20 protein-coding genes are annotated in these 22,439 nt (G+C 57.6%); 6 read left to right on the top strand and 14 right to left on the bottom strand.

What is annotated here, in order from left to right; all coding sequences use genetic code 11:
- Positions 1–71: 71 nt before the first annotated feature.
- Complete coding sequence (locus tag A37A_RS0112815; RefSeq protein WP_018291884.1) at positions 72–1,550, top strand: HD domain-containing protein; 1,479 nt, start codon at positions 72–74, stop codon at positions 1,548–1,550.
- On the opposite strand, the gene cutA is transcribed toward A37A_RS0112815, so the two are convergent.
- The 6 genes from cutA to trxB all read right to left on the bottom strand — a co-directional run bounded on the left by cutA (position 1,536) and on the right by trxB (position 7,520).
- Positions 1,536–1,880 (bottom strand): divalent-cation tolerance protein CutA, encoded by a 345-nt coding sequence (cutA, locus tag A37A_RS17520; protein ID WP_018291883.1) that lies wholly within the window; start codon positions 1,878–1,880, stop codon positions 1,536–1,538. The two genes, A37A_RS0112815 and cutA, sit on opposite strands and share 15 nt — an antisense overlap.
- Positions 1,877–2,983 (bottom strand): tRNA 2-thiouridine(34) synthase MnmA, encoded by a 1,107-nt coding sequence (gene mnmA, locus A37A_RS0112805; RefSeq protein ID WP_020494433.1) that lies wholly within the window; start codon positions 2,981–2,983, stop codon positions 1,877–1,879. The genes cutA and mnmA overlap by 4 nt, the downstream gene beginning before the upstream one ends.
- Positions 2,984–3,191: 208 nt before the next feature.
- The gene (gene clpX, locus A37A_RS0112800; RefSeq protein ID WP_026195832.1) at positions 3,192–4,457 is read right to left on the bottom strand and encodes an ATP-dependent Clp protease ATP-binding subunit ClpX; all 1,266 of its coding nucleotides are present in this window, start codon (positions 4,455–4,457) and stop codon (positions 3,192–3,194) included.
- Between the two features lie 9 nt (positions 4,458–4,466).
- Entirely contained in the window at positions 4,467–5,105 is a 639-nt protein-coding gene (clpP, locus tag A37A_RS17515) for an ATP-dependent Clp endopeptidase proteolytic subunit ClpP (RefSeq protein ID WP_018291880.1), read from the bottom strand.
- Entirely contained in the window at positions 5,102–6,403 is a 1,302-nt protein-coding gene (gene tig / locus A37A_RS0112790) for a trigger factor (RefSeq protein ID WP_018291879.1), read from the bottom strand. Before tig ends, clpP begins: the two co-directional genes overlap by 4 nt.
- Before the next feature lie 49 nt (positions 6,404–6,452).
- Positions 6,453–7,520, bottom strand: coding sequence for a thioredoxin-disulfide reductase (gene trxB / locus A37A_RS0112785; protein WP_018291878.1), 1,068 nt, complete (start codon positions 7,518–7,520; stop codon positions 6,453–6,455).
- 525 nt (positions 7,521–8,045) lie between these two features.
- Between trxB and A37A_RS0112775 the strand changes: the two genes are divergently transcribed.
- Genes A37A_RS0112775 through sucD form a run of 3 tightly spaced genes read left to right on the top strand, consistent with a single transcriptional unit; the run spans position 8,046 to position 11,398 of the window.
- Positions 8,046–9,326: a hypothetical protein gene (locus A37A_RS0112775; RefSeq protein ID WP_018291876.1), complete on the top strand. Its 1,281-nt coding sequence runs from the start codon at positions 8,046–8,048 to the stop codon at positions 9,324–9,326.
- Complete coding sequence (gene sucC / locus A37A_RS0112770) at positions 9,323–10,510, top strand: ADP-forming succinate--CoA ligase subunit beta (protein WP_018291875.1); 1,188 nt, start codon at positions 9,323–9,325, stop codon at positions 10,508–10,510. Before A37A_RS0112775 ends, sucC begins: the two co-directional genes overlap by 4 nt.
- Positions 10,511–10,513: 3 nt before the next feature.
- Positions 10,514–11,398 (top strand): succinate--CoA ligase subunit alpha, encoded by an 885-nt coding sequence (gene sucD / locus A37A_RS0112765; protein ID WP_018291874.1) that lies wholly within the window; start codon positions 10,514–10,516, stop codon positions 11,396–11,398.
- A 213-nt stretch (positions 11,399–11,611) separates the two neighbouring features.
- On the opposite strand, the gene A37A_RS0112760 is transcribed toward sucD, so the two are convergent.
- The 5 genes from A37A_RS0112760 to upp all read right to left on the bottom strand — a co-directional run bounded on the left by A37A_RS0112760 (position 11,612) and on the right by upp (position 15,731).
- A complete protein-coding gene (locus A37A_RS0112760; protein WP_018291873.1) occupies positions 11,612–12,244 on the bottom strand; it encodes a hypothetical protein in 633 nt (210 codons plus the stop codon).
- On the bottom strand, positions 12,241–12,726 hold the full coding sequence (locus A37A_RS0112755; protein ID WP_018291872.1) for a SufE family protein: 486 nt from the start codon (positions 12,724–12,726) through the stop codon (positions 12,241–12,243). Before A37A_RS0112755 ends, A37A_RS0112760 begins: the two co-directional genes overlap by 4 nt.
- Positions 12,727–12,954: 228 nt before the next feature.
- On the bottom strand, positions 12,955–13,806 hold the full coding sequence (locus A37A_RS0112745; RefSeq protein WP_018291871.1) for a sulfurtransferase: 852 nt from the start codon (positions 13,804–13,806) through the stop codon (positions 12,955–12,957).
- Positions 13,807–13,940: 134 nt separating this feature from the next.
- Positions 13,941–14,897 (bottom strand): biotin synthase BioB, encoded by a 957-nt coding sequence (gene bioB / locus A37A_RS0112740; RefSeq protein ID WP_018291870.1) that lies wholly within the window; start codon positions 14,895–14,897, stop codon positions 13,941–13,943.
- A 195-nt stretch (positions 14,898–15,092) separates the two neighbouring features.
- The gene (upp, locus tag A37A_RS0112735; protein ID WP_020494431.1) at positions 15,093–15,731 is read right to left on the bottom strand and encodes a uracil phosphoribosyltransferase; all 639 of its coding nucleotides are present in this window, start codon (positions 15,729–15,731) and stop codon (positions 15,093–15,095) included.
- A gap of 469 nt (positions 15,732–16,200) precedes the next feature.
- On the opposite strand from upp, the gene hemB reads away from it, so the two are divergent.
- On the top strand, positions 16,201–17,205 hold the full coding sequence (gene hemB, locus A37A_RS0112730; protein ID WP_018291868.1) for a porphobilinogen synthase: 1,005 nt from the start codon (positions 16,201–16,203) through the stop codon (positions 17,203–17,205).
- 115 nt (positions 17,206–17,320) lie between these two features.
- The gene (locus A37A_RS0112725; protein ID WP_018291867.1) at positions 17,321–19,918 is read left to right on the top strand and encodes a glutamine-synthetase adenylyltransferase; all 2,598 of its coding nucleotides are present in this window, start codon (positions 17,321–17,323) and stop codon (positions 19,916–19,918) included.
- Here A37A_RS0112725 and rnc read toward each other — a convergent pair.
- The 3 genes from rnc to A37A_RS0112710 all read right to left on the bottom strand — a co-directional run bounded on the left by rnc (position 19,833) and on the right by A37A_RS0112710 (position 22,413).
- Complete coding sequence (rnc, locus tag A37A_RS19585) at positions 19,833–20,567, bottom strand: ribonuclease III (protein WP_018291866.1); 735 nt, start codon at positions 20,565–20,567, stop codon at positions 19,833–19,835. The genes A37A_RS0112725 and rnc overlap by 86 nt on opposite strands.
- Positions 20,568–20,778: 211 nt before the next feature.
- A complete protein-coding gene (locus A37A_RS0112715) occupies positions 20,779–21,690 on the bottom strand; it encodes a tyrosine recombinase (RefSeq protein ID WP_018291865.1) in 912 nt (303 codons plus the stop codon).
- Between the two features lie 15 nt (positions 21,691–21,705).
- Positions 21,706–22,413, bottom strand: a complete 708-nt coding sequence (locus tag A37A_RS0112710) for a sugar phosphate nucleotidyltransferase (RefSeq protein ID WP_018291864.1) — start codon at positions 22,411–22,413, stop codon at positions 21,706–21,708.
- Positions 22,414–22,439: the final 26 nt, after the last annotated feature.

Genomic DNA, 22,439 nt, shown 5'->3' with positions numbered 1-22,439 from the left:
GAGGTGACGCGGAAAGGAGGGTGCTGCGTCGTGCTCGCCCGACAACGATGGGGAATACAGAAGGGGGTTCTATGTCGCTGGCCGCTGCTGTCGACTTAGGGTCCAATAGCTTCCATCTGCTGGTCATCCAGGAGGAAAAGGGGCAGCTTCGCGCAATCGATCGCCTCAAAGAGCCAGTACGCTTAGCCGCAGGACTCGACGCTGCTGGGATCTTAACCGGAGAGGTCATCGAGCGCGCCTTGCGATGCCTGGAGCGGTTCGGGCAGAGATTGAAGCCGATTCCGCCGTCGCGGGTGCGAGTGGCGGGAACCAATACCTTGCGGAAGGCGAGGAACGCCGACGAATTCATTCGGAAGGCCGAAAAGGCCCTCGGCCATTCGATCGACGTAATTTCCGGCCACGAGGAGGCGCGTTTGATCTACCTGGGTGTTGCCCACGGCACCGAGGATGACGGTCGATTGCGCTTGGTGGTGGACATCGGAGGAGGAAGTACGGAGCTCATCCTGGGAAGGGGGCTGGTACCGGAACGGGTGGAAAGCTTGTTCATGGGCTGCGTAAGCATGAGCAGGGCACACTTCGCCGAAGGGACAATCACCCCCTCCCGCATGCGTCGAGCGGAACTGGAAGCCCTTCGTGAATTGGAGCCGATTGCCGCCACTTACGGGTCCGCGGGATGGGGAAGGGCCATAGGTTCCTCTGGGACGATTCTTGCCGCCTTGGATGTCATCCAGGCGGAAGGATGGTCAAATGATGGAATTACGTCTGGTGCACTCAAGAAAACAGAGAAGGCTCTGGTGGAAGCGGGCAGGGTGGATAAGCTGCCCTTTGGGGGGCTCGATGAAGAGAGGAAGCTCGTCTTCCCCGGTGGGGTCTCGATTCTCGTGGCGGTTTTCCAGGCGCTCGGCATCGATGTGCTGGAAGTGTCTCATAACGCTTTGCGGGAAGGACTGCTTTATGATCTGCTGGGCAGGAACTCGGAGGCCGATTCCCGGGAGACGACGGTGCGAAATCTAGCCGAGCAATTCCACATCGATGCTCAGCAATCCCATCGAGTGCAAAAGCTCGCTTTGAATCTCTTTGAACAGGTAGCCGCGATCTGCCGATTCACGGACGAAGACCGCCATGTTTTATCCTGGGCAGCTCTCCTCCATGAGATTGGGCTCTTCATCTCTTACACCCAGTATCACAAGCACGGTGCCTATATTTTGAGTCACATCGACATGCCGGGGTTTTCGCTGGGGGATCAGCAACGGCTGGCCTTTCTGGTCCGGAGCCATCGTCGGAAGTATCCGGGGCAAGAGCTTCTTCTGCTTCGGGAAACCGATCGGAATTCCACGTTTTGCTTAAGCATCCTGTTGCGGATCGCAACCATTTTGGCGCGGGGTCGGCAAGATCCTCTCCTCCCGGAGATCGGGATGGAGGGAGGGGGACGCCGTTGGAAGCTTCGGTTTCCTCCGAACTGGCTGAATGAGCACCCGCTGACGAAGGCCGACTTGGAAGCGGAAGCAGCTTACCTGGAGCCGCAGGAATTCCGATTACGATTCGATTGAAGGTTCTTCGCCCTTCTTAGAAAGCTCTCCCATCCACCACCCGAGGTATCGTTCTTCGACCTGCTCCGGACCTAGGGCGACTATTTCGGGACATTCATAACTATGGATTTGGTGGACAATGGCTTGTAATGCATCCCACTGCTCTTGCGCGCTCTTCACCAGTAGAAGGACTTCTTCGGCCTCTTCCCGCTTGCCTCGCCACCAGTAAAAGGAGCGGACTCCGGACAGGAGGTTGACGCAGGATGCCGCTCGGGCTTCCAAGAGGGCTCGCGCGAGCTGTGCTCCCTCCTCGGAGGAGGAGGCGGTGAGGAGAACCAGGATCGGGCTCATGGAGTGACCTCAGCTCGGTCCTCTCCGGTCGATGGCTCGATCCATCCGCCGCCGAGCAAGAGATCATCGACGTAGCAAACCGCTGCCTGGCCTGGGGCGACTCCCGGCTGAGGAGACTCGAAATCGAGTCGGGCCCGCCGATCGGAAAGAACGGTAAGGCGCGCCAGGGAAGCCGGATAATTGTACCGCACCTTGACGGTTACCGGAAGAGGTGTTGTCGGCGGTTGCTGCTGCCAGTTCGTCTCGTTCAAGAAACAATGTGTTTGGTAGAGGGCTTCCCATGGGCCGACGACAATGCGCCGCTGGGCGGGATCGATGGCGAGCACGTAAAGGGGCTTGCCTTGGCCTCCGGGAAGGCCGCGACGTTGGCCGACCGTGTAAAACTCGATGCCCCGATGTTGGCCAATCGGCCGACCGGAAAGATCGACGATCTGACCAACCTTGTCTTTTCCCTCGCCGATCCGTTCCGCTAAAAAGGCTCCATACTCGTTACCTGGAACGAAGCAGATCCCTTGGCTCTCTTCTTTATCCCAGACTGAAAGGCCCGCTTTTCGCGCAAGCTCTCTTACCTCCTCCTTGGTATAGTCTCCCAGCGGGGTCAACATCCCATCGAGGGTTTTTCGCCCCAGCCGGAAGAGAAAATAGGTCTGGTCCTTCCGTTCGTCTTTGGCTCTTTTCAGCAGAGCGCCTTCCTCGATGTGTTCGATTCGGGCGTAGTGGCCGGTGGCCACATATTCCGCACCCCACGCCTTTGCTTTTCGTGGAAGACGGTCGAATTTCATCTTTTCGTTGCAGAGTACACACGGGTTGGGGGTGCGGCCATGCTGATACCCCCTCACAAACGGTGAGATCACTTCCTCTTCGAATGCTTCCGCTTCATCGAGGACGAAGTGGGGAATCCCCAACTGGTGGGCGACGAGGCGTGCGTCGACAATCGACTGGGGCCCGCAACATTTTTCGTGGGAACGAGAAAGGCATGAGTCGGACCAGACCTTGAGCGTAACGCCGATTACCTCATATCCCTGCCGTTGGAGAAGATAGGCGGCAACGGAGGAGTCCACTCCCCCGCTCATTCCTACGACGACTCTCGTCTTGGTCGACATTCTCCCGTTTCCCAGACCGTCAGCCTAACCGCCATTTCTCACAAGCTCTCTCCTGCGGCTTGCAAAATGGGCTTGTCTGCTTCGTTGGGCCTTGGTTTTCCCTCCTCGCAGTATGCATCATACAGCTCCGGGGGAAAACCGGCGCCGCGCCTCTCGCATCCAAACCCGTTCGCCGCGCCTCGGGTACGAACTTTGTGAGATAGGCAGGCTAGGCTGCTTCTCGTTCGGAGCGGCGGCGTAGGATGGGCGGACGTTTCCCTTCCACGACGGGACGGCTGATGACGACTTCTTCCAAGTCGTTTCGGGAGGGAAGATCATACATGACTTCGAGCATGATCTTTTCCAGGGCAGCGCGAAGGCCGCGCGCACCCGTCCCTTTCCGGATTGCCTCTTGCGCCAGAAGCCGCAGGGCGTCTTTCGTCAACGACAGCTTAACTTGGTCCATCGCCAGCAGTTTCGCGTACTGCTTGGCTAGGGCGTTCTTTGGTTCTGTAAGAACGCAGACGAGTTCTTCCTCGCCCAATGCCTGCAGCCAGGAAACGATCGGCAACCGACCAACAAATTCCGGGATCATCCCGTACTGGACAAGATCTTCGGGCTCGATCTCCAGGGTCGCAGCTTCGGCCAACTGTTGATCTTCAGGCCGCGTGGAAAAGCCTAGGCATCCTTTTCCATGACGGCGTGCGATGATCTTGTCGAGACCGACGAAAGACCCGCCGCAGATGAATAGAATATGTTGAGTGTTCACACGGATGCATTCCTGTTGTGGATGCTTCCTTCCTCCCTGGGGCGGCACATAGCAGACCGTACCTTCCAGCATCTTGAGCAAGGCCTGCTGCACGCCTTCTCCAGACACGTCTCGAGTGATCGACGGACTATCGCTCTTGCGAGCGATCTTATCGATCTCATCGAGATAGACGATGCCCATCTCGGCACGTTTCACATCAAAATTCGCGTTCTGGAGCAGCCGAAGAAGGACGCTTTCGACATCATCGCCGACATATCCGGCTTCCGTGAGGGATGTGGCATCAGCCAGGCAAAAGGGAAGATCAAGCATTCGAGCGAGCGTGCGGGCCAAAAGGGTCTTGCCCGAGCCAGTCGGACCAATCAGCAGGACATTGCTCTTTTCGATTTCGACATCGGGATGCTTATCCAATCGGTTTCCCGCTGCCGTGCCGCTTCCGAGCGTCATCACGCGCTTATAATGATTATGAACAGCAACCGAGAGAACTTTCTTAGCTCGCTGCTGACCGATCACATAGCGATCAAGAAAGCGATGAATTTCGGTTGGCTTCGGAATCGCCATCGTCCTAACAGGAGAGGCATCCCCTTTTTCCTCCCGCTCGAGAATGTCTTTGCAGACGTTGATACAGCTATCACAGATGTATACTCCTGGTCCCGAAATCAGCTTGCGAACCTCCGCATGGCTTCTCCCGCAAAAGGAGCACATGGTTACTTGAACGGGGCGCGCCATGGAGCACTCCTACCCGATGGTCGGCTCGGCGACTTGCGGGACGGTGATCTTGGTCTTCACCACTTCGTCGACGATCCCGTACTCCTTCGCTTCTTCAGCCGACATGAAGAAATCTCGATCCGTGTCCTTGACCAGCCTCTCCAGGGGCTGGCCGGTATGTATCGCCAAGATCTGATTGAGCTGACGCTTCGTCCGTAGAATTTCCTTGGCTTGAATACTGATGTCCGAAGCTTGTCCTTGGGCTCCTCCCAGCGGCTGATGAATCATGATCCGGGCGTTAGGCAGGGCAAAGCGTTTGCCTTTGCTTCCCGCAGCTAAAAGAACCGCTGCCATGCTCGCGGCTTGGCCGATGCAATAGGTGGCGACATCGCAACTGATGAACTGGAGCGTGTCGTAGATCGCCATGCCCGCCGTGACGTATCCGCCGGGAGAATGAATGTAGATGCTCACATCCTTCTTGGGGTCTTCCATTTGAAGGAAAAGCAGCTGCGCAATGACGACGTTGGCAATCATGTCGTCGATGGCAACGCCCAAGAAGATGATGCGATCTTTGAGTAGCCGGGAATAGACATCGTACCGACGCTCTTCTCGGCCAATCTGCTCAATCACGGACGGAATGATTTGTGCGGTGAACCGTTGCTCTCTCATACGGAGGCAACCTTGGCTTTTTCGATGAGGAAGTCCATTACTTTCTCCAGCAAGAGCTGTCTTTTCAGGGGCTCCAGGCTTTCGCGCGGGAGCCGCTGCATGAATTGCCGGAGGGAGAGATTCTGGCGCAGCGCGAACGAAACAAGCGATCGGGAGAACTCCTCGTCGCTGACCGTAATCGATTCGTTCTTTGCAATCCGGTCAATGAGAAACCGGAGCTTGACCCGTTGAGCGGCCATCCCTTGGGCGTTTGAAAAGAGTTCGCTCTTCTTCTCCTCGAGCACGGACAGAGGAACTCCGCGTTCCTGATTTTCCGCAACGATTTCTCGAACGGCGTTTGCCGTTTCCTCTTCGACAAGCGATTCCGGTAGGGCGAACTCCACCGAGTGGAGGAGGGAATTCAGAATATGATTGCTCTGTTCGCGCCGCGCGGTCCGCTTTTTTTCCTTTTCCACCGCGGATTGCACCATGGAAAGGAGTCCAGATTGATCGGTCCCGGCAATCTCATTCGCGAAGGCATCGGATAAGGGAGGAATCTGGCGTTCCTTGAGCGCCGAAAGGGTGATCGAATACTCTACGGTCTTTCCGCGCAGCGGCTCAAAAAACCAATCCTCCGGGAAACAAACCGAAAGCTGGCGGGTTTGCCCAACTTCCATTCCGAGAATTCCTTCCGCGAATCCGGGAACGAAGACGCCCGGTTTGACCAGTAGCCACTGGTCCTCGGCCCCAGCCAGAATTCCTGCGGCGGGGAGAACCTCTTTTACGCGCTGGCCATCGATCGTGCCTTCGTATCGAAGAACCGCGTAGTCGCCTTCGGACAATGGGCGGGCCGGAGCATCCGAAAACGTGGCACGTCCTTCTAGGAGCTTGTCGAGCGCCTGGTCCACTTCCTCCTTGCTTACCTCAATTTCCGTGCGGGGAAGAGGCGTCCCCAAGTAATTGGGCAGACCAAAGGTGGGAGCGCAATCGACCAGAGCGGCAAAGGAAAAGGAAAGTCCCTTGAGATAGCGCACGTCCTCGGTTCCGAGCCCGCGGACCACGTCGATCTGCTGCTTTTCAATGGCTTCTCGAAGCCCATTGGTCACGAGCATTTTCTGCAGCTCCTCGTTGATCTCCTTCTGAAACTGTTTCTCGACCAGCGGAATGGGAGCTTTCCCTGGGCGGTAACCCGGCAGCCGAGCCATTTGGGAGAAGCGCTGAACCACTTCCTTCCGGACTTGAGTGACCTGATCGGCAGAAACCTCGATGCGGAGCCGCTTCCGGCAAGGAGCTAACTCCTCGATCTGAACCGTTACCATGTTGGCCTTCTTGTAAAAGGTTTCACCCTATCTCTTGGGCACTCTGGAATCAAGCGCGGGAAGCCGTGGAGAGTGCGGAGAGATAGCGTTCCGCATCCAAGGCGGCCATGCAGCCCATTCCCGCCGCCGTCACGGCTTGCCGATAGGTGAAATCGACGCAGTCTCCTGCGGCAAAGACCCCGGCCTGGCTGGTCAGGGAGCCATCGTGAACGCGGATATACCCGCGTTCGTCGAGGTCGATCTGCCCCTGAAAAGACTCGGTGCTGGGTTGGTGTCCAATGGCGACGAAAAGAGCAGCGCAAGAGAGCACCCTCTCTTTGCCCGTGTGCAGGTCGCGGAGGCTCAACCCGGTGAGCTTGCCTTCCTCGCGTCCCATCACTTCGGTAACGACCGTGTTCCAAACCGGTCGGATCTTGGGGTTGCTCAGGACCCGATTGGCCATAATCGGAGAAGCGCGTAACCGATCACGCCGGTGGATCAAATAGACCTCAGAGGCGAAACGAGTCAGGTAGAGGGCTTCCTCGCAGGCGGAATCGCCTCCGCCCACGACGACCATGGTTTGATTGCGAAACGCGGGAAGGGCACCGTCGCAGGTCGCACAATAACTGACTCCTCGCGTCTCCAACTCCGTTTCCCCTGGTGCAACCAGGTGCCTTGGACGAGCTCCAACGGCGAGGATCACGGCTCTGGCTTCCAGCACCTGATCCTCGAGCACGACTTGCTTGAAGCCGTCGGAGAGCCGGGTGCCGGTTACCGTTGCCATGGAGAGGACACGCGCTCCAAAACGCTTGGCCTGTTCTTCCATGGCGACCATCAAATCGGGTCCCTGTATGCCATTGGGAAAACCGGGGAAATTTTCGACAAGGGTAGTGGTCGTCAAAAGCCCCCCCGGCTCTGTTCCTGTGATGACGAGCGGGCGAAGGTCCGCTCGCGCGGCGTAGATCGCCGCCGTCCAGCCGGCGCAACCGGAACCAACGATGAGGAGTTCTTCCATAGCAAGACCGATATAAGCGGCTTCCGAGGGATGGCGCAAGCGCTTGGGTGAATCCCTCCGATCGAGCGATGTCTCGTCGAATCGAGAGCAGGAAACCTTAGAGCAGAAGCAGACTATTTTCATAAGCAATGGATCATCGCGGCTGGCTCAATCGTTCTTTGGGGGCGAGTGTGGACGCTATCTCACGTGCCGGAGAAGAAGTTGACGAGCCGGTGTCCGGCGAGCTATCAGAGCAATGGCTTCAAGCTCCCTTTTGGAAGCATGCGGGAAAGTGGGTCGCTCACGCTAGCGTCGCAGGCTTGGCGGCTGACCCGAAAGTTCTCGCCTGGATGTTACGTTTAGAATGCAGTCGAATCCTGTACGGAGGGCGAATTGTTTTTGCAAAGGCCGCCTAGCCTGCATGTCTCCCAAGCGTTCTCCTGCGGCTTGCGAAATGGACTCGGCTGCTTCGTTGGGACTTGGTTTTCCCTCCTTGCAGTCTGTCGTCATCCAGCTCCAGGGGAAAATCTGCGCCGCGCCTTCCATCCAGGGCCATTCGCCGCGCTTCGGGTACGAACTTTGTGAGACATGCAGGCTATGTCCGGCGATCATCCAGAATCCGATTCGATTTTGAACGCCCACGATCGATTGTCGCTGCTGCGTAGTGGAATGCCGACTTCCGGGCTGCTTGCCCAGAAGGAATGGCGCGTGAGCGATGCCGCATTCCCCCTGAGCGCGCGGCATGTGGCTGTCTTAGGCAGGTTAGGTCCGGTTCTGCTGCGTTTTGTGCAGGGTTGCAACCTTCTCTACCGATGGAGCTTGCAGGGGAGGGCTCCCACCTGGATCGCCGACCTTCTCGATCGAGGTAAGCCTCCAGAATTGGTCTCCCTCTCTCGGCAGCCTGCACTGGCAGGCCGGGTTCCGTGCGTGATTCGGCCCGATCTTATCTGGACGGAATCGGGCTTTTCCCTTTGCGAGCTGGATAGCGTGCCGGGAGGCATTGGAGTGACCGCCTGGTTGCAGAAGCAATTCTCTCTCTGGGATTCGGCTCTTCTGGGAGGGGCTGCCGGGATGAAGGAAGGGTTTGCCCGTATCTTTCCGACCGGGGACGTCGTGGTTTCCGAGGAAGCTTCTTCCTATCGTCCTGAAATGGAATACCTCGTGGGTTCCGATCGGGTGCGCGCAGCGGAAGACTATCGCTGTAGCGACCCAGCGATCTACCGCTTTTTCGAGTGCTTCGACTGGGAAAGGCTCTCCACGATCCGAGAGAGCTTCGATCCAGAACGAGTCCCGATGACGCCGCCGCCGAAGCCCTACCTGGAAGAGAAGCTTTGGCTCGCACTCTTCTGGTTGCGACCGCTGCAAGATTTTTGGCGACGCCAGCTCACGGACAAGGGATTCCAGCTGTTACGAGAAATCATTCCTCAAAGCTGGATTCTCGATCCAGATCCTCTTCCCCCGCAGGCGGTCTATCCAGGTTTGGAGATCAACGACTGGCGGGAACTCAGCCATTTTAGCCAATCGGAAAGAGATCTAGTGCTCAAGATATCTGGTTTCTCTCCGTTAGCCTGGGGGTCGCGGGGAGTCTTCGTGGGATCCGATTTGGCCCAAGCCGAGTGGCAGAAACGGATCGAACATGCCCTGGAGGAGTTTGGATCGCATCCTTGGCTTTTGCAACGATTTGCCAAGGGCGCGCTCGTCGAACATCGATTTTTCACATCCAATGGAGAGGAAGAACGAATGACCGGCCGGGTCAGAGTTTCTCCCTATTATTTCGAATGGAACGGAAGAACGGAACTTTGCGGTGTCCTGGCAACCATCTGTCCCGCAGACAAGAAGCTGGTTCACGGAATGCGCGATGCGATTCTCGTTCCTGCTACCCGGATGGAAGGAGCGGATGAGTCGAGGAGATCCCGTGATCGGGAGCGCAAGATCGGTGCTGTCCCGTGAATGTCTTCGAATATCAGGCAAGGGATCTGCTGGGTCAATATGGCTTGCCCATCCCCGTTGGGGGTGTGGCGACAAGTCCTGAGGAGGCTCGGCACATTGCGGAGCGGCTAGCCAAGGGTCCCTTCGTCGTGAAGGCACAGATTTTGGCTGGCGGGAGAGGAAAGGGACGCTTCCTAAGCGGGTTCTCCGGAGGCGTGCGGCTCTGCAGCCACCCGGCGGAGGTGGAGGAAATCGCGCGGGTGATGCTGGGAGGGGTTTTGGTCACGATGCAGACCGGTCCGGAAGGGCGGTCCGTGAACAAGGTGCTGGTTGCCGAGGCGCCGCAGATCAGCCGCGAGCTCTATTTGGCGATCCTCATCGATCGTGGACGTCGATGTCCCGTGGTGATCGGCAGTGCTCAGGGTGGGGTCGACATCGAAGAGGTGGCCCGAAAGGATCCTGAGGCAATCCATCGGATCTGGGTCGATCCCCAAGTTGGATTTTGGCCCTATCAAGCAAGGGAACTTGCCATGCGCATGGGTTTGCATGGCCCGTTGCTCAATCCGGCAGCGGATGTAATCGTTCGGCTCTATCGTTTCTTTTGCGAATGCGACGCGAGCCTTTCCGAGGTCAATCCGCTTGCCGTAATCGAGAACGAGAAGTTCGCTGTGATCGACGCAAAAATCGGTTTTGATGAAAATGCCCTATTTCGCCATCCGGAGATCGCTGCTTGCCGAAACGAAGTGGTGGAGGACGCCCGTGAGGCGGAGGCGTTGAAGGCTGGCCTCAATTATGTCGGCCTTTCGGGAGAGATCGGCTGCATGGTCAACGGGGCCGGGCTTGCCATGGCGACGATGGACATCCTCCATCGCTATGGCGGAGAACCAGCCAATTTCCTCGACGTCGGCGGAGGTGCCGACCAAAACCAAGTAACCAAGGCGTTCGCCATCCTGATGGCGGACCCTAAGGTGCGAGCGATTTTCGTTCATATTTTTGGCGGCATCATGCAATGCGACGTGATTGCCCGAGGCATTGTGGAAGCGGTTTCTCACACGAAGCCTAAGGTGCCGGTTGTCGTGCGGCTGCAAGGCACGAACTTCGAAGAGGGCAAGGCGATCTTGCATCAGTCGGATTTGCTGATCCGAACCGCGGATGATCTCGCGGAGGCGGCCCAAAAAGCCGTGGCCGCAGCTAGGGAGACTTGATAAATGTCCATTCTCGTCGATGGTTCCACTCGAGTCGTCGTTCAGGGTATTACCGGAAGGGCTGGATCCTTTCACGCCCGTGCGTGCCTGGATTACGGGACGAGAATCGTGGCTGGGGTGACGCCTGGGAGAGGGGGGCAAAAGCTCGACGATCGGGTGCCCATCTTCGATTCGGTGGCCGAAGCGAAGCAGTTGACCGGATGCAACGCGAGCTTGATCTTCGTGCCCGCCTCCGGAGCGGTGGACGCCATGCTGGAGACGGCGGCTTCCGGGATTGAGCTGATCGTCTGCATTACCGAAGGGATTCCGATTCTAGACATGGTTCGGGCGCGGCGATCCTTGGAGGGGACAAGCACGCGCCTGATCGGGCCAAATTGTCCGGGTGTGATTACGCCGGGACAATGCAAGATCGGAATCATGCCGGGCTACATTCATAAACCGGGTCCGGTTGGAATTGTCTCTCGCAGCGGGACTCTCACCTATGAGGCGGTTTGGCAGCTTTCGCAAACGGGAATTGGGCAGAGCAGTTGTGTTGGCATCGGAGGGGATCCCGTCCACGGTCTCGGACTGCGCGAAGTCATCGAGATGTTTGACAGGGATCCCGCAACCGAAGCGATCTTGGTCATTGGCGAAATCGGAGGATGTGAGGAACAGGAAGCGGCCGTATTCTGGGAAACTTCCTCTCGCAAGCCGACAGCGGTTTTCCTGGCGGGAGTCACCGCGCCCCCTGGAAGACGTATGGGCCACGCGGGCGCGGTCATTACGGGAACCTCTGGCACGGTAGCGGCGAAAATCGAGGCGTTCCAGGCAGTGGGGATCCCCATCATCCTTTCCCCTGCGGACATCGGAAAAGGCATGGCAAAGGCGCTGGCGGCCGCCGTTACCTGACCTACAAGTCTCACAAGCGTTCTCCTGCGGCTTGCGAAAAGGTGCTGCCTGCTTCGTTGGGCTTGTTTTTCCTCCTAGCAGGATGTCGTTATGCAGCTTCGGCGGAAGACCGGCGCCCCGCCTTGCATCCAGGCCCATGCGCCCCGCCGCGGGTACGAACTTCGTGATCCATGCAGGTTAAGCGGCGCCTGGATTGGGCCGCAACGCCATTGGTCAGGCGATCACGCGGATCTCGCGAACCGGAATGCCCAAGGCTTCGGAAAGCTTATGGGGTAGATCCGGCTGTCTGCGCAGCGAGAAGGCGAGCGAAGCGTTGTGCGATCGCAAGATCGCGCGCTCCGCGGCCCGGTCGATACGAACAAGCTGCGATTCCGAAGCAATTTGGGAACCGACGGTCTTCTGCCAAACCAGATCGAGCCCAGCGCGGCTGTTCCTGCGACGCCGTTCGATGTGCGAGAGGACCCTTTGCACCAGGGTACGACGATAGAGATGGGCTCGCCGATCCGGCGAGATCGGGGCCGTTGTCATGTCCGACGGGCGATCTTGCTCTCGCAGCAGCTTGTCATAGACATTGGATCGGAAGCGCTCGCGGAAGTAGGCCGTGAGAAAGGCTGGTGAGAAAGGAGAGAATGGGCTCGTATGACCGCGAAGCTGCTCGCGGACGAGTTCGCTAAGGGTCTTCTCATAGCGGCTTCGTCCGATGAGCATCCGAGGGAAGTCAGGAGTCTCTCCTCCAAGAGCGACGGCCTTTTCCCGAAGACCAGGCTCGCCCTCCAGCCGCAAAGGAACTCTCCCCAGTCCCAGCGCGCGATAGGTTGCCTCGGCGTCTTGCCCGTCGAAGCTCATGGCGTCGAACTCGCTACGTTGGTTCGCCTCTGTTCGGCTACGAGTTGGCGGCAAGCACTTTTCATGCGCGCGAGGATGTAATAGATGGTCTGACTTCGCTGACGCACCAACTCCGTGCCCACGATTTTCGGCACAAAACCGCTGGGAAGCGCCATTACCTCTTCCGCAGTGGAGCCAGCCAGACCCTGACAGAGGATGGATGCCATAGCGCGCGTGAGGGTCTGCACATGAGAGCCGAGGGACATTCGAAAAAGAAGCCGATTTTCCGAATCAACCTTCAAAAAGACTCCGACCGAATCCGTGCACTCCTGATCCTTGCGGATATCGGAGAGAGTAAACGACTCCCCCTCCTTGGGAGCACATTCGCGGCACCGATCGCTGTAGGCGATGAGCAACTCCCGCTTCTCCTCCTCAGGAAGATTTTGAAAGAGGTTGATGATCTCTTGAAGGCGTGGGGGTAAAGACGGGTCAACGTTTTGCATCAAGGATGAATCAAGACCCAATTGGCTCGAACGTCAATCCCCCCTCTAACCTGCACGTCTCACAAGCGTTCTCCTTCGGCTTGCGAAATGAACCTGTCTGCTTCGTTGGGACTTGGTTTTCCTCCTCGAAGTATGTCGTCATCCAGCTCCGGGGGAAAACCTGCGCTCCGCCTTGCATCCAGGGCCATCGGCCCTCGCCTCGGGTACGAACTTTGTGAGCCATGCCGGCTAAGGTCGTTGGATCGGGGCGCCGACCCTGTTCCCCCATTCGGTCCAGGATCCATCGTAATTCCTGACCTTCTTATGACCCAGCAGGTAGGTCAGCACGAACCAGGTGTGGCTAGAGCGCTCACCGATGCGGCAGTAGACGATCGCTTCCTGATCCTCGGAAAGCCTGCAACCTTCCTCGTAAATACGGGCCAGCTCATCGGCTGACTTAAAAGTTCCGTCCTCACGAACGGCTGTTTTCCATGGCACGCTCTTGGCGCCGGGAATATGACCCCCGCGGAGAGCTCCCTCCTGAGGATATTCCGGCATATGGAGGAGCTCGCCCGTGAACTCGCCCGGGCTGCGGACGTCGATCAAAGGCCCGCGTGTCTTTAAAAAGGCCAGCACTTCATCGTAGAAAGCCCGAATCTCCTTGTCGTGCCGGACCGTCGGTACTGGGTAAGGAACTTCTGGATAGGAGGGTTTTTCGCGGACCATTGGACGACCTTCCTGAATCCATTTGTCTCTGCCACCATTCAGAATCTTCACGCGGCAATGGCCATAGAGGCGGAAAGCCCAGAGAGCATAGCAAGCCCACCAGTTGGACTTGTCTCCGTAAAAGATGCACGTCGTTTCCGGGCTGATGCCGCTTCGGCGGCAGAGCGCCGCGAAGGCCTCCGGGGAGATGTAATCGCGAACCATCTGGTCCTGCAGGTCGCTTCGCCAGTCGATATGGACCGCTCCCGGGATATGGCCGTTAGCGTAGAGAAGCACGTCCTCATTGCTCTCGACGATGCGAATTCCAGGGTCTTGCAGATGATCTGCAAGCCATGTTGTCTCGACCAGAGCCTCCGGATGCGAATATGTCTTCATATTCTATAGGCTAAAAGGATTTGGACTGCTTGTCCAGCAAGTTCCCTTGTTGCTTCGGATAGTATCATCGATGGATAGGCATCGCTTGCGGCGGGAACTTCCGCGAAGGCAACCGACAAGCCATGCGGATCTTTTCAAACGTTTCCACGCGCGGCAGAACTGGATACCTCGATTCCCAGAGTCGAGAAGAGAGATTGATCCACGTGGAACGACGCATTGGGAGTGGTGAGAAGATGCTCGCCGATGAAAAGCGAGTTTGCTCCCGCAAGGAAACAGAGTGCCTGCGCCTCCGGCGACAAGCTGCGGCGGCCGGCCGCCAATCGAATGCGAGAGTAGGGCAACAGGATGCGCGTCACGCTAATGAGGCGAACGAGGTCAAAGGGATCGACCGGAGTTTGCGATGCCAGAGGAGTGCCCGGAATGGGAACGAGAAGGTTGAGGGGAACGCTCTCCGGCGCAGGGTCGAGCTTGCAAAGCGTCAGAAGCATCTCCAAGCGGTCCTCGACGCTCTCTCCCAGGCCCAGAATACCCCCGCTACATAACCGTAGCCCTGCCTCTTGGGCGGCGCGCAGCGTCTTGACCCGGTCCGCGAAAGTATGCGTTGTCGTAATCCGTTCATAGAACTTGGGTCCGGTGTTCAGGTTGTGGTTGTAGATCATTACCCCTGCTTCTCGAAGGCGACGAGCTGCTCCCGGGTCGAGGAGTCCCAATGTCACGCAAATCTCCAAACCCTCCTCGCGGATCGCTTCCACGAGCCGGCAAACCGCTTCGAGTTGTTTGTCCCCCTCCTTCAGTCCTCTCCAGGCGGCCCCTAGGCAGAGCCGCGTAGCTCCGTGAGCGCGGGCTTCCTCCACGGCTTGACGAAGCGCGACAGGCTCCAGAAGCTTGTGAACGTTCAAGCCCGTCGCATACCGGGCGCTCTGCGCACAGTAGCCGCAATTTTCGCTGCAGCCGCCTCCCTTGATGTTCACCAACTGGCACCGCTGGATTTCGTCGTCCGGATGGTTCGCGACGTGAACACCGCGCGCTTGCGTCAAAAGGGAAAGAAAGGGCTGGCAGTAAAGGGTTCGAAGACTCTCCAGGGTCTCCATTGGGGCAACGTTATGGGCTTGTCCGAGGAAGGCAAAGCACTTTCTTCCGGAATGAGTGATAAGGTGCCCTTGTCGCTAGCCGCGGGGGAACGCTTGGGAGATATGCAGGTTAGAATGGATTAAAGATGGAACTTGAATGGAATGTGGCCGTACAGAATTGCGAAGCGAAGCGACAGGCGCGTGTTGCTCTGCCCTTCATGGGAAACTCGGACAAGCTCCAAACAGCCGGTCGCCCGCGTCGCCTAAGCCGGGAAGAAGAAAACCTTGCCGATTGAGTTCGCGATCGATCGCTCCGACGTAGATGACGGACTCTGGGTGGCTTTCGTGGACTCTGCGGATCCCTTCCGGGGAGGCCAGGCAGCAGACCAAGCAGAGTCGGTTGGCGCCTCGTTTTTGGAGCAGGGTGAGGACTGCCGTTGCTGTGCCCCCGGTAGCTAGCATGGGATCCAGAAGAAAGACGCAGGTGTCGGGGGGGATGGCGGCGATCCGGTCTAAATAGACCGACGGCTCGAGTGTTTCCTCTTCCCGTAGGGCGCCAACGAACGAAACGGCGGCTTGCGGAAGAAGAGAGCGGAAGGACCGAAGCATCCCCAGGCCAGCCCGGAGGATCGGCACCAACACGACCGAGTCGGCGAGGATGGGCCCCTGAGTCTCTTCCATCGGGGTGACGACGGGCACCGGCTGCAGCGCAAGGTCCCGTGTCGCCTCGACCGCGAGAACGAAAGAGGCTTCTTCCAGCAGATGAACGAAGAGACGCGGATCGGTGGTCCGATCACGAAGACGGGTGATCCGATCGAGAAGAATGGGATGTTGCACTTGGTGCAAGCGTGGCATGGTCGATGTGATCTCGTGGGTTCTTTTTTCTAGCCTGCAGATAACTCACAAGCGTTCTCTTGCGGCTTCCACGATGGACCTGTTTGCTTCGTTGGGGCTTGGTTTTCCCTCCTCGCAGTATGTCGTCCTACGGCTACAGGGGAAAACCCGCGCCCCGCCTTGCATCCAGACCCATCGGCCGCGCCGCGGGTACGAACCTTGCGAGATATGCAGGCTAGGAGGACAAAAAGCGATGGAAAAACAAGGAGGAGATTGTGCAAATTGTCCTTAATCATCCAAGTTCCTTGCGGCGGAGTGGCATCAGGCATGGCCGAATGCTTCTATCCGGGCCGAGGGCACTGCCGTGGCGAAGATCAGAAGCGGGGCGAGTGGGCCCCGGGCTCGCAGCGACCGCCGCGTACCGGAAGATCTACAAGATTGGTGGAAAAATCCATTGGAAAGACAAAAGAGGACAACGTAGCGTGGAGGCATGGCCAATCCGTCCGAAAAACTGGCACTGCGGCGCCGCCCTCGGAGACTGCGAGCGTCTGAAGGGATCCGGCGGCTGATCGAAGAGCATGTCCTGACCGTCCACGATCTTATCGCCCCCATTTTTTGCAAAGAGGCCGGCTTGCGCGAAGAGATCGAATCAATGCCGGGCGTTTTCCGCCACAACCCGGAAGACGCTTGTCGATTCGCTCTCGAGTTATATGAGCGGGGGATCTGTGCGATCGCTCTCTTCCCCTGCATTCCCGAAGGAAAAAAGAACTCGCACGGGACCGCTGCACTAGATCCCAATGGCTTGGTTCCCTGGATGGTTCAGGAGATCAAGGGAAGGGCGCCCGGGCTGCTGGTGATCGCCGACGTCGCGTTGGATCCCTATACCAACCATGGGCACGATGGCCTTTGGAATCCGGAAACGGGGGAGATCGAGAACGACGCCACCGTGCACCTACTCTGCGAGATGGCGCGGATTCTCGGCGAGGCGGGCGTCGACTTTGTCGCGCCCTCGGACATGATGGACGGAAGAATCGGCGCGATCCGGGCGAGCTTGGACGATGCGAACCTTGAGCGGGTGGGGGTGCTGGCGTACGCAGCCAAGTTTGCTTCCGCCTTTTACGGACCGTTCCGTGATGCCATCGGAAGTCGGAGAGGGAAGGGATACCTGGATAAGCGGACCTATCAGCTCAATCCGGCCAATCTTCGCGAAGGGCTTTTGGAAGCTCAGATGGATGAAGAGGAAGGCGCCGATATTCTGATGGTAAAACCGGCGGGGCCTTATCTGGACGTGATTTCGAAGGTTCGTGCCCGCACCTTCCTGCCCCTTGCAGCCTATCAAGTGAGTGGCGAGTATGCGCAAATCGTGGCTGCTGCGCGAAACGGGTGGCTCGACCTGGAAGCCGCTTATCGGGAGTCCTTGGTCGCAATCAAGCGGGCGGGAGCCGACATGATTTTTACTTATTTTGCACCGTTATTTGTTGGCTATACGGTCTAATGAATTGAAGGTAAGATTTTTACACATCAGTTTCTTTTTTACACCGGAGAGGGCGCTGCTTCTGGTGTAAGGTCGGCAGGGATCGTTTGGCGCGAGGGGATCAGGAGTAGGACCGATGGAAGGACGTTCAGGGCGCTTCTCGACATTTGACTCGGCGCTAGCGGCTTTCCAGAAGTTTTCGCGGGTCTCTCGCAGTCGTTTGGCGTCCCATCCGGATTGGATCGATTGGCTCTCCGAGATGGTGGCTCACCGCGGAACTGTGAACCGTGGCGCCGGCAGGTGGAGGTTGGATTGGAGCGAGCTTTGCCGAGTGGCCGCCGATGCGGCCAGAAAGCTGGATGCGCTTAGGTTGTTCAAGCAGCGAGAGCTGCTGCGGATCGGTTTCCTCGACTTCGCGGGTCTCTACTCGTGGGAAGAAACAACCCTGGATCTTTCTCGTCTTGCCGATTTTTGTCTCAACGTCGTTTTGCAGGTCACTTGCGAGGAACTGCGCGTAAACCGGATGCCGCTTGCCATTCTGGCGCTAGGGAAACTGGGCGGGCAGGAGCTCAACTACAGCTCGGACATCGACATCCTATTTATTGCGGGGGAAGAGGAAACCGCTCCTACGGATACCCTGTACACGACGACGGCCCAGCGCGTGGTGTCGGCTCTCTCCGACTCGAGTGGAGTCGGCCCGCTCTTTCGAGTGGATTTGCGGCTGCGGCCAGATGGTAACGCCGGCGCTCTGGTGCCATCGTTCTCCGAGTGCGAGCGTTATTATGCCGCGTCGGGAGAAACCTGGGAGAGAATGGCGCTGATCAAGGCGCGGTTTGTCGCCGGGGAGCCCAACTTGGGGTATGAGTTCGAAGTCCTGCGTCAGCAATTCTCTTATCCTCGCCACTTCACGGAAGAGGTCTTCGAGGAAATCGCCGCGATAAAAGCGAGAATTGATGGAGAAGTCCTCCTGGGAGATCGCCGGCAGAGGGACGTAAAGCTTGGTCCCGGAGGAATTCGAGAGATCGAATTTCTCGCGCAGGCACTTCAGCTTTTTTATGGGGCGCGGCAGCCCATCCTTCAAGTTCGTCCCACGTGTGCGGCACTGCGGGCGCTGGCAACAGTCGGGATACTGCCGCGGCCGCAAGTAGACGCGCTCATCGCTGCTTACGGGTTTCTTCGGAATCTGGAACATCGGCTGCAAATGATAGAAGAAATTCAGACCCAATTGCTTCCTACTGATGAAGCGGGACGGGCGGAGATCGCGGATTCCCTTGGATTGGCCGCTCCCGAGTTCGAGTCGGCGCTGCAATCCCACCGTTCTGTGGTCCATGAATTATTTCAGCAATATTTCATGAAAAAGTATGCCTCTGCTATACAGATCCGTCTGGACCTTTTTTCCTGTCCGGAAGAGGCCGCGCGCGATCTCGAGGCGCTCCAAGCAAAAGACTCCCTCTTGAGCGCTCCGCAGGCCGCACGAGCCTATCGGCGCTTGGCTCCCTTTTTGGAAAAGGCGTTCCACAAGGTGGTCGATCCCGATGCCGTTCTTCGCAGATTTGTCCATTTCGTCTCGAAGTATGGAGCCCGATCGTTTCTCTTTGAAACCCTCGCAGCGAACCCCAAGGCGCTTGAGCTTTTAATGAAGCTTTTCGACGCCAGTTCCTTCTATGGCGAGATTCTCTTTTCCCAGCCGGAACTCTTCGAAGAGATTGCGCAGAGCCGGTCCCTAGGGGAGCAGAAGGGGAAGGACGATTATCTCGAAGAACTGAGCCGCTTGCAGGGAGACGTTGCGCTTGCCTCCCGACTCTATCGGCGTGGCGAACTCTTGCGGATCCTTCTTCGCGACATCTTGGGATTGGCCGATCTAGTTGAGGTCCAACAAGAATATACGGCGCTTGCCGAAGCATGCCTGGAACTTGCTTGCCGAACCTTCGGCTCCGCGGGGTTCGCCTATGTCGCGCTCGGTCGGTTTGGAGGCGGGGAACTTGCGTATGGATCGGATCTCGATTGTCTGTGCGTTGGATCGGAAGAAGATGTGGCGTTGCGGGTTCATCGCTTCCTTGGGGAAGCTCTGGCGGCCGGCATTCTTTTTGTCATGGACTACAGGCTCCGGCCGCATGGCGAAGGACCTCTCGCTTTGCCGCTAGAAGCGTACGAGAGCTACTATGCCGATGAAGCTCAATTCTGGGAGATCCAAGCGCTGACCCGGGCGCGGTTTGTGGCTGGAGACGCGAAGACAGGCCAGAGATTTATTGGAATGGTCGATCGGCTTTGGAGTGAGCGCACCGCATTTTGTCCAGTGGACGAAATCGTTGGCATGCGAGGGCGGATCGAGCGGGAACGAGATGCAGATGTTTCCTCTTTCCGCCGATTCAAAACCGGGGCAGGTGGGCTGCTCGATATAGAATTTGGGATGATCCTTTGGTCGATGAAGCAGCGAAAACGGGTGCCCAATCTCTGGACAGCATTGGACCATCTTCGCTCCACTGAGCCGAAGTTGGCTCAGAGTCTTGGAGACGGCTATCGGTTCCTGCGGCGCTTGGAAGCCGTGCTTCGAAGAGAGAGGAACCAGCAGCAAGAGGTCTTGCCGGAAGATTCGACTGGCTTGGAAAATCTAGGGCGGCGCATGGGGTTTTCTACGAGGGAAGAATTTATCCAGGAATATGATGGGCAGCGGAAGACGATCCGAGCGGCTTATCGGGAGCTATGCGAGCGAGCGCGTCGCTTGCCGCATTGAGCTCCGCCTCTTTTTTGCTGCTGCCGAACCCTTCGCCGAGACGCTCGGCACCCCATTCGACAACGACGCCATACCGTTTTCGGTGAGCAGCGCCGGATTGGCTGATACATCGATACCGGGGTGGTTCGCCCCCTTGCTTCTGTAATAACTCCTGCAGCATCCCTTTTGGGTTGCCGAGCAGGGCCGCGGGAGAGCAAGCAAGCTGTTGGATGGCCTCGGCGAAGAGCTTTCGGATCACGGCCTTGGCCTTAGACCAACCCCCGTCGCGGTAGATGGCACCGATCAACGCTTCGAACGAGTCGGCCAAATTCGATTCCTTTCCCCGGCCGCCGCTCCTTTCTTCTCCTTTGCCTAAGTAGAGTACTTCTCCAATGCCCAGGTTGCTGGCAATCGCGGCAAGGCTGGAACGATTGACCAAGAAAGAGCGCATCTTGGTAAGCAGACCTTCGTTGTGGCTCGGAAAGAGGGCGTGGAGGCGATCGGTGACGGCAAGTTGGAGCACAGCGTCCCCGAGGAACTCCAACCGCTGGTAGTTTGGTCCTTCCAGTCTCTTTTCGACGGTAGAGGAAGGATGAGCAAGGGCCTCGCGTAGGAGTTGAGGGCTCCGGAAGCGATAACCAATTGCCGCTTGAAGACGTTCCAGCTTCATACGCAGTTTTTCTCGCTCATGCGTAAATATGTCTTTAGCCAGTTCATCTGTAACATGTTAGCGTATTCATTACTTCTTGAACGGGGGGGCGCCGATTCGCGAAGCACGACGAAACCGATGGATGTTCCCGCAGCAGAACTCGAACGGCGAATCGGGGAAGGTGCCTTTTTCTGCACAATGGTAAAAAGGGGGTTTCGAACCGAGGGGGGGGTTATTGCCCTCTGGGGTGAAATTGACGGTGCACCGCGCGCAAACGATCGATTTCGACATGGGTATAGATTTGCGTCGTAGCCAGATCGGCGTGTCCGAGCATGAGCTGCAGAGAGCGGAGATCGGCGCCGCGATGAAGGAGATGAGTGGCGAAGGAATGTCGCAAAAGGTGAGGATGAATCCCGCGGCGGAGGCCAGCCTTTCGCGCCAATTGGAGAAGCAGGTGATTAATGGAAAAGCGGCTGAGAGGCCGTCCGCCTCTTTTTAAAAAAAGAAAGTCACATCTCCTGGGACCAAGCAGGCGAGGGCGACCCTTCTGGAGATACTCCTCGAGCGCGCCAATGGCGGCACTTCCCAGGGGAACGATTCGTTCCTTCCGACCCTTACCGAGCACACGCAACAGCCGTTCCTCGGGCAAGAAAGAAGTCAGACGCAGGTCCACCAGTTCGCTCGCCCGCAGTCCGGCGCCATAGAGCAGTTCGACGATCGCCCGGTTGCGCACTCCCTCCTCCGTTTGTGGAAATTCAATGGATAATAATTGCATTACATCCTTCTCCGACAATGTGCGAGGAATCCGCAGACCAACCTTGGGTAGTTCTAGATCTTGTGAAAGATCTATGGATACAAAGCCTTCTTTTCGTAAGAAGGAAAATAGATGGCGCAGGGCTACGATAGACCCCTTGAGCGAGCTGGGAGCCAATCCCCTCTCCCTCTCCATTGCCAGATACTCGTGCACGTGGTCGATGGTGACCGCGGCCGGATTGGGAAGCTTTTTATCGATAGCCCATCGAGCGAACGCCTCAAGGAGGAGGCGATTGGTGATCTGCGTGTTGACCGAATGATTCTTTTCGGTCGCCAGCGAGCGCAACGTCGACTCAAGCGCTCCCGCCCACGTGTCGCCTTGGATGTTCATCGGATGCGGAGGCTCCTATGGGCGGCGATTGAGTCCCGCAAGGATTTCGGGATCCCGGACATCCGCCCAATCGCCTTTCAAAACGAATCCATGGACTTTCCCGCCGTGGGAAAGTTGGCGTAAGGCATCCGTCAGCTCATATTCTCCCCGAGCTGATTTTTCCAGTTGGGCCATAAAAAGAAAGGCTCTAGGGTGGAGGACGTAAATTCCCGCATTATAAAAGCTGTTTGGGAAGAGTTCCGGCTTTTCCGGTTTTTCGATAATATCGCGGACCAGGCCGGCCTGGTCGAGGAGAACGGCGCCACCGAGGCGAACGTCTTGACCGGGACAAAGAGCGATGACTCCGTCATCTCGATAGGCTGCGACCAAACGGCCGTATTCCTCAGGCTTGACCAGGATGTCTCCGTAGGAAAGGAGGAAAGGGTTATCCTGGACCCAGTCTCGCGCGAGGAGCGGTGCACGGCCGGTGCCATCGAGGACTGTCTGCTCCCGGTAGGTGATAGAAACTCCAAGAGCGGCTCCGCCTTTAAAATGAGAGAGGATCCTCTCTTTCTGGTGGCCGACGATGAAGCAAAACACGGTTATACCCGCGGAGTCGCGCAATCCACAAACAATCCATTCGAGCACCGGGCGCCCGCCCACGGTCAGCATAGGCTTGGGCATGTCCGAGGTCAGGGGACCCATGCGAGTGCCTTTACCTGCCGCCAGGATCAATGCATTCATTGCGAAATTCTGGTCCAAGCCCTTAC

This window comes from Verrucomicrobium sp. 3C, from assembly GCF_000379365.1.
Classification (GTDB): Bacteria; Verrucomicrobiota; Verrucomicrobiia; order Methylacidiphilales; family Methylacidiphilaceae; genus Methylacidimicrobium.
Note: the sequence above shows the minus strand (reverse complement) of the source record. Positions and strands in the feature narration are given on the sequence as shown.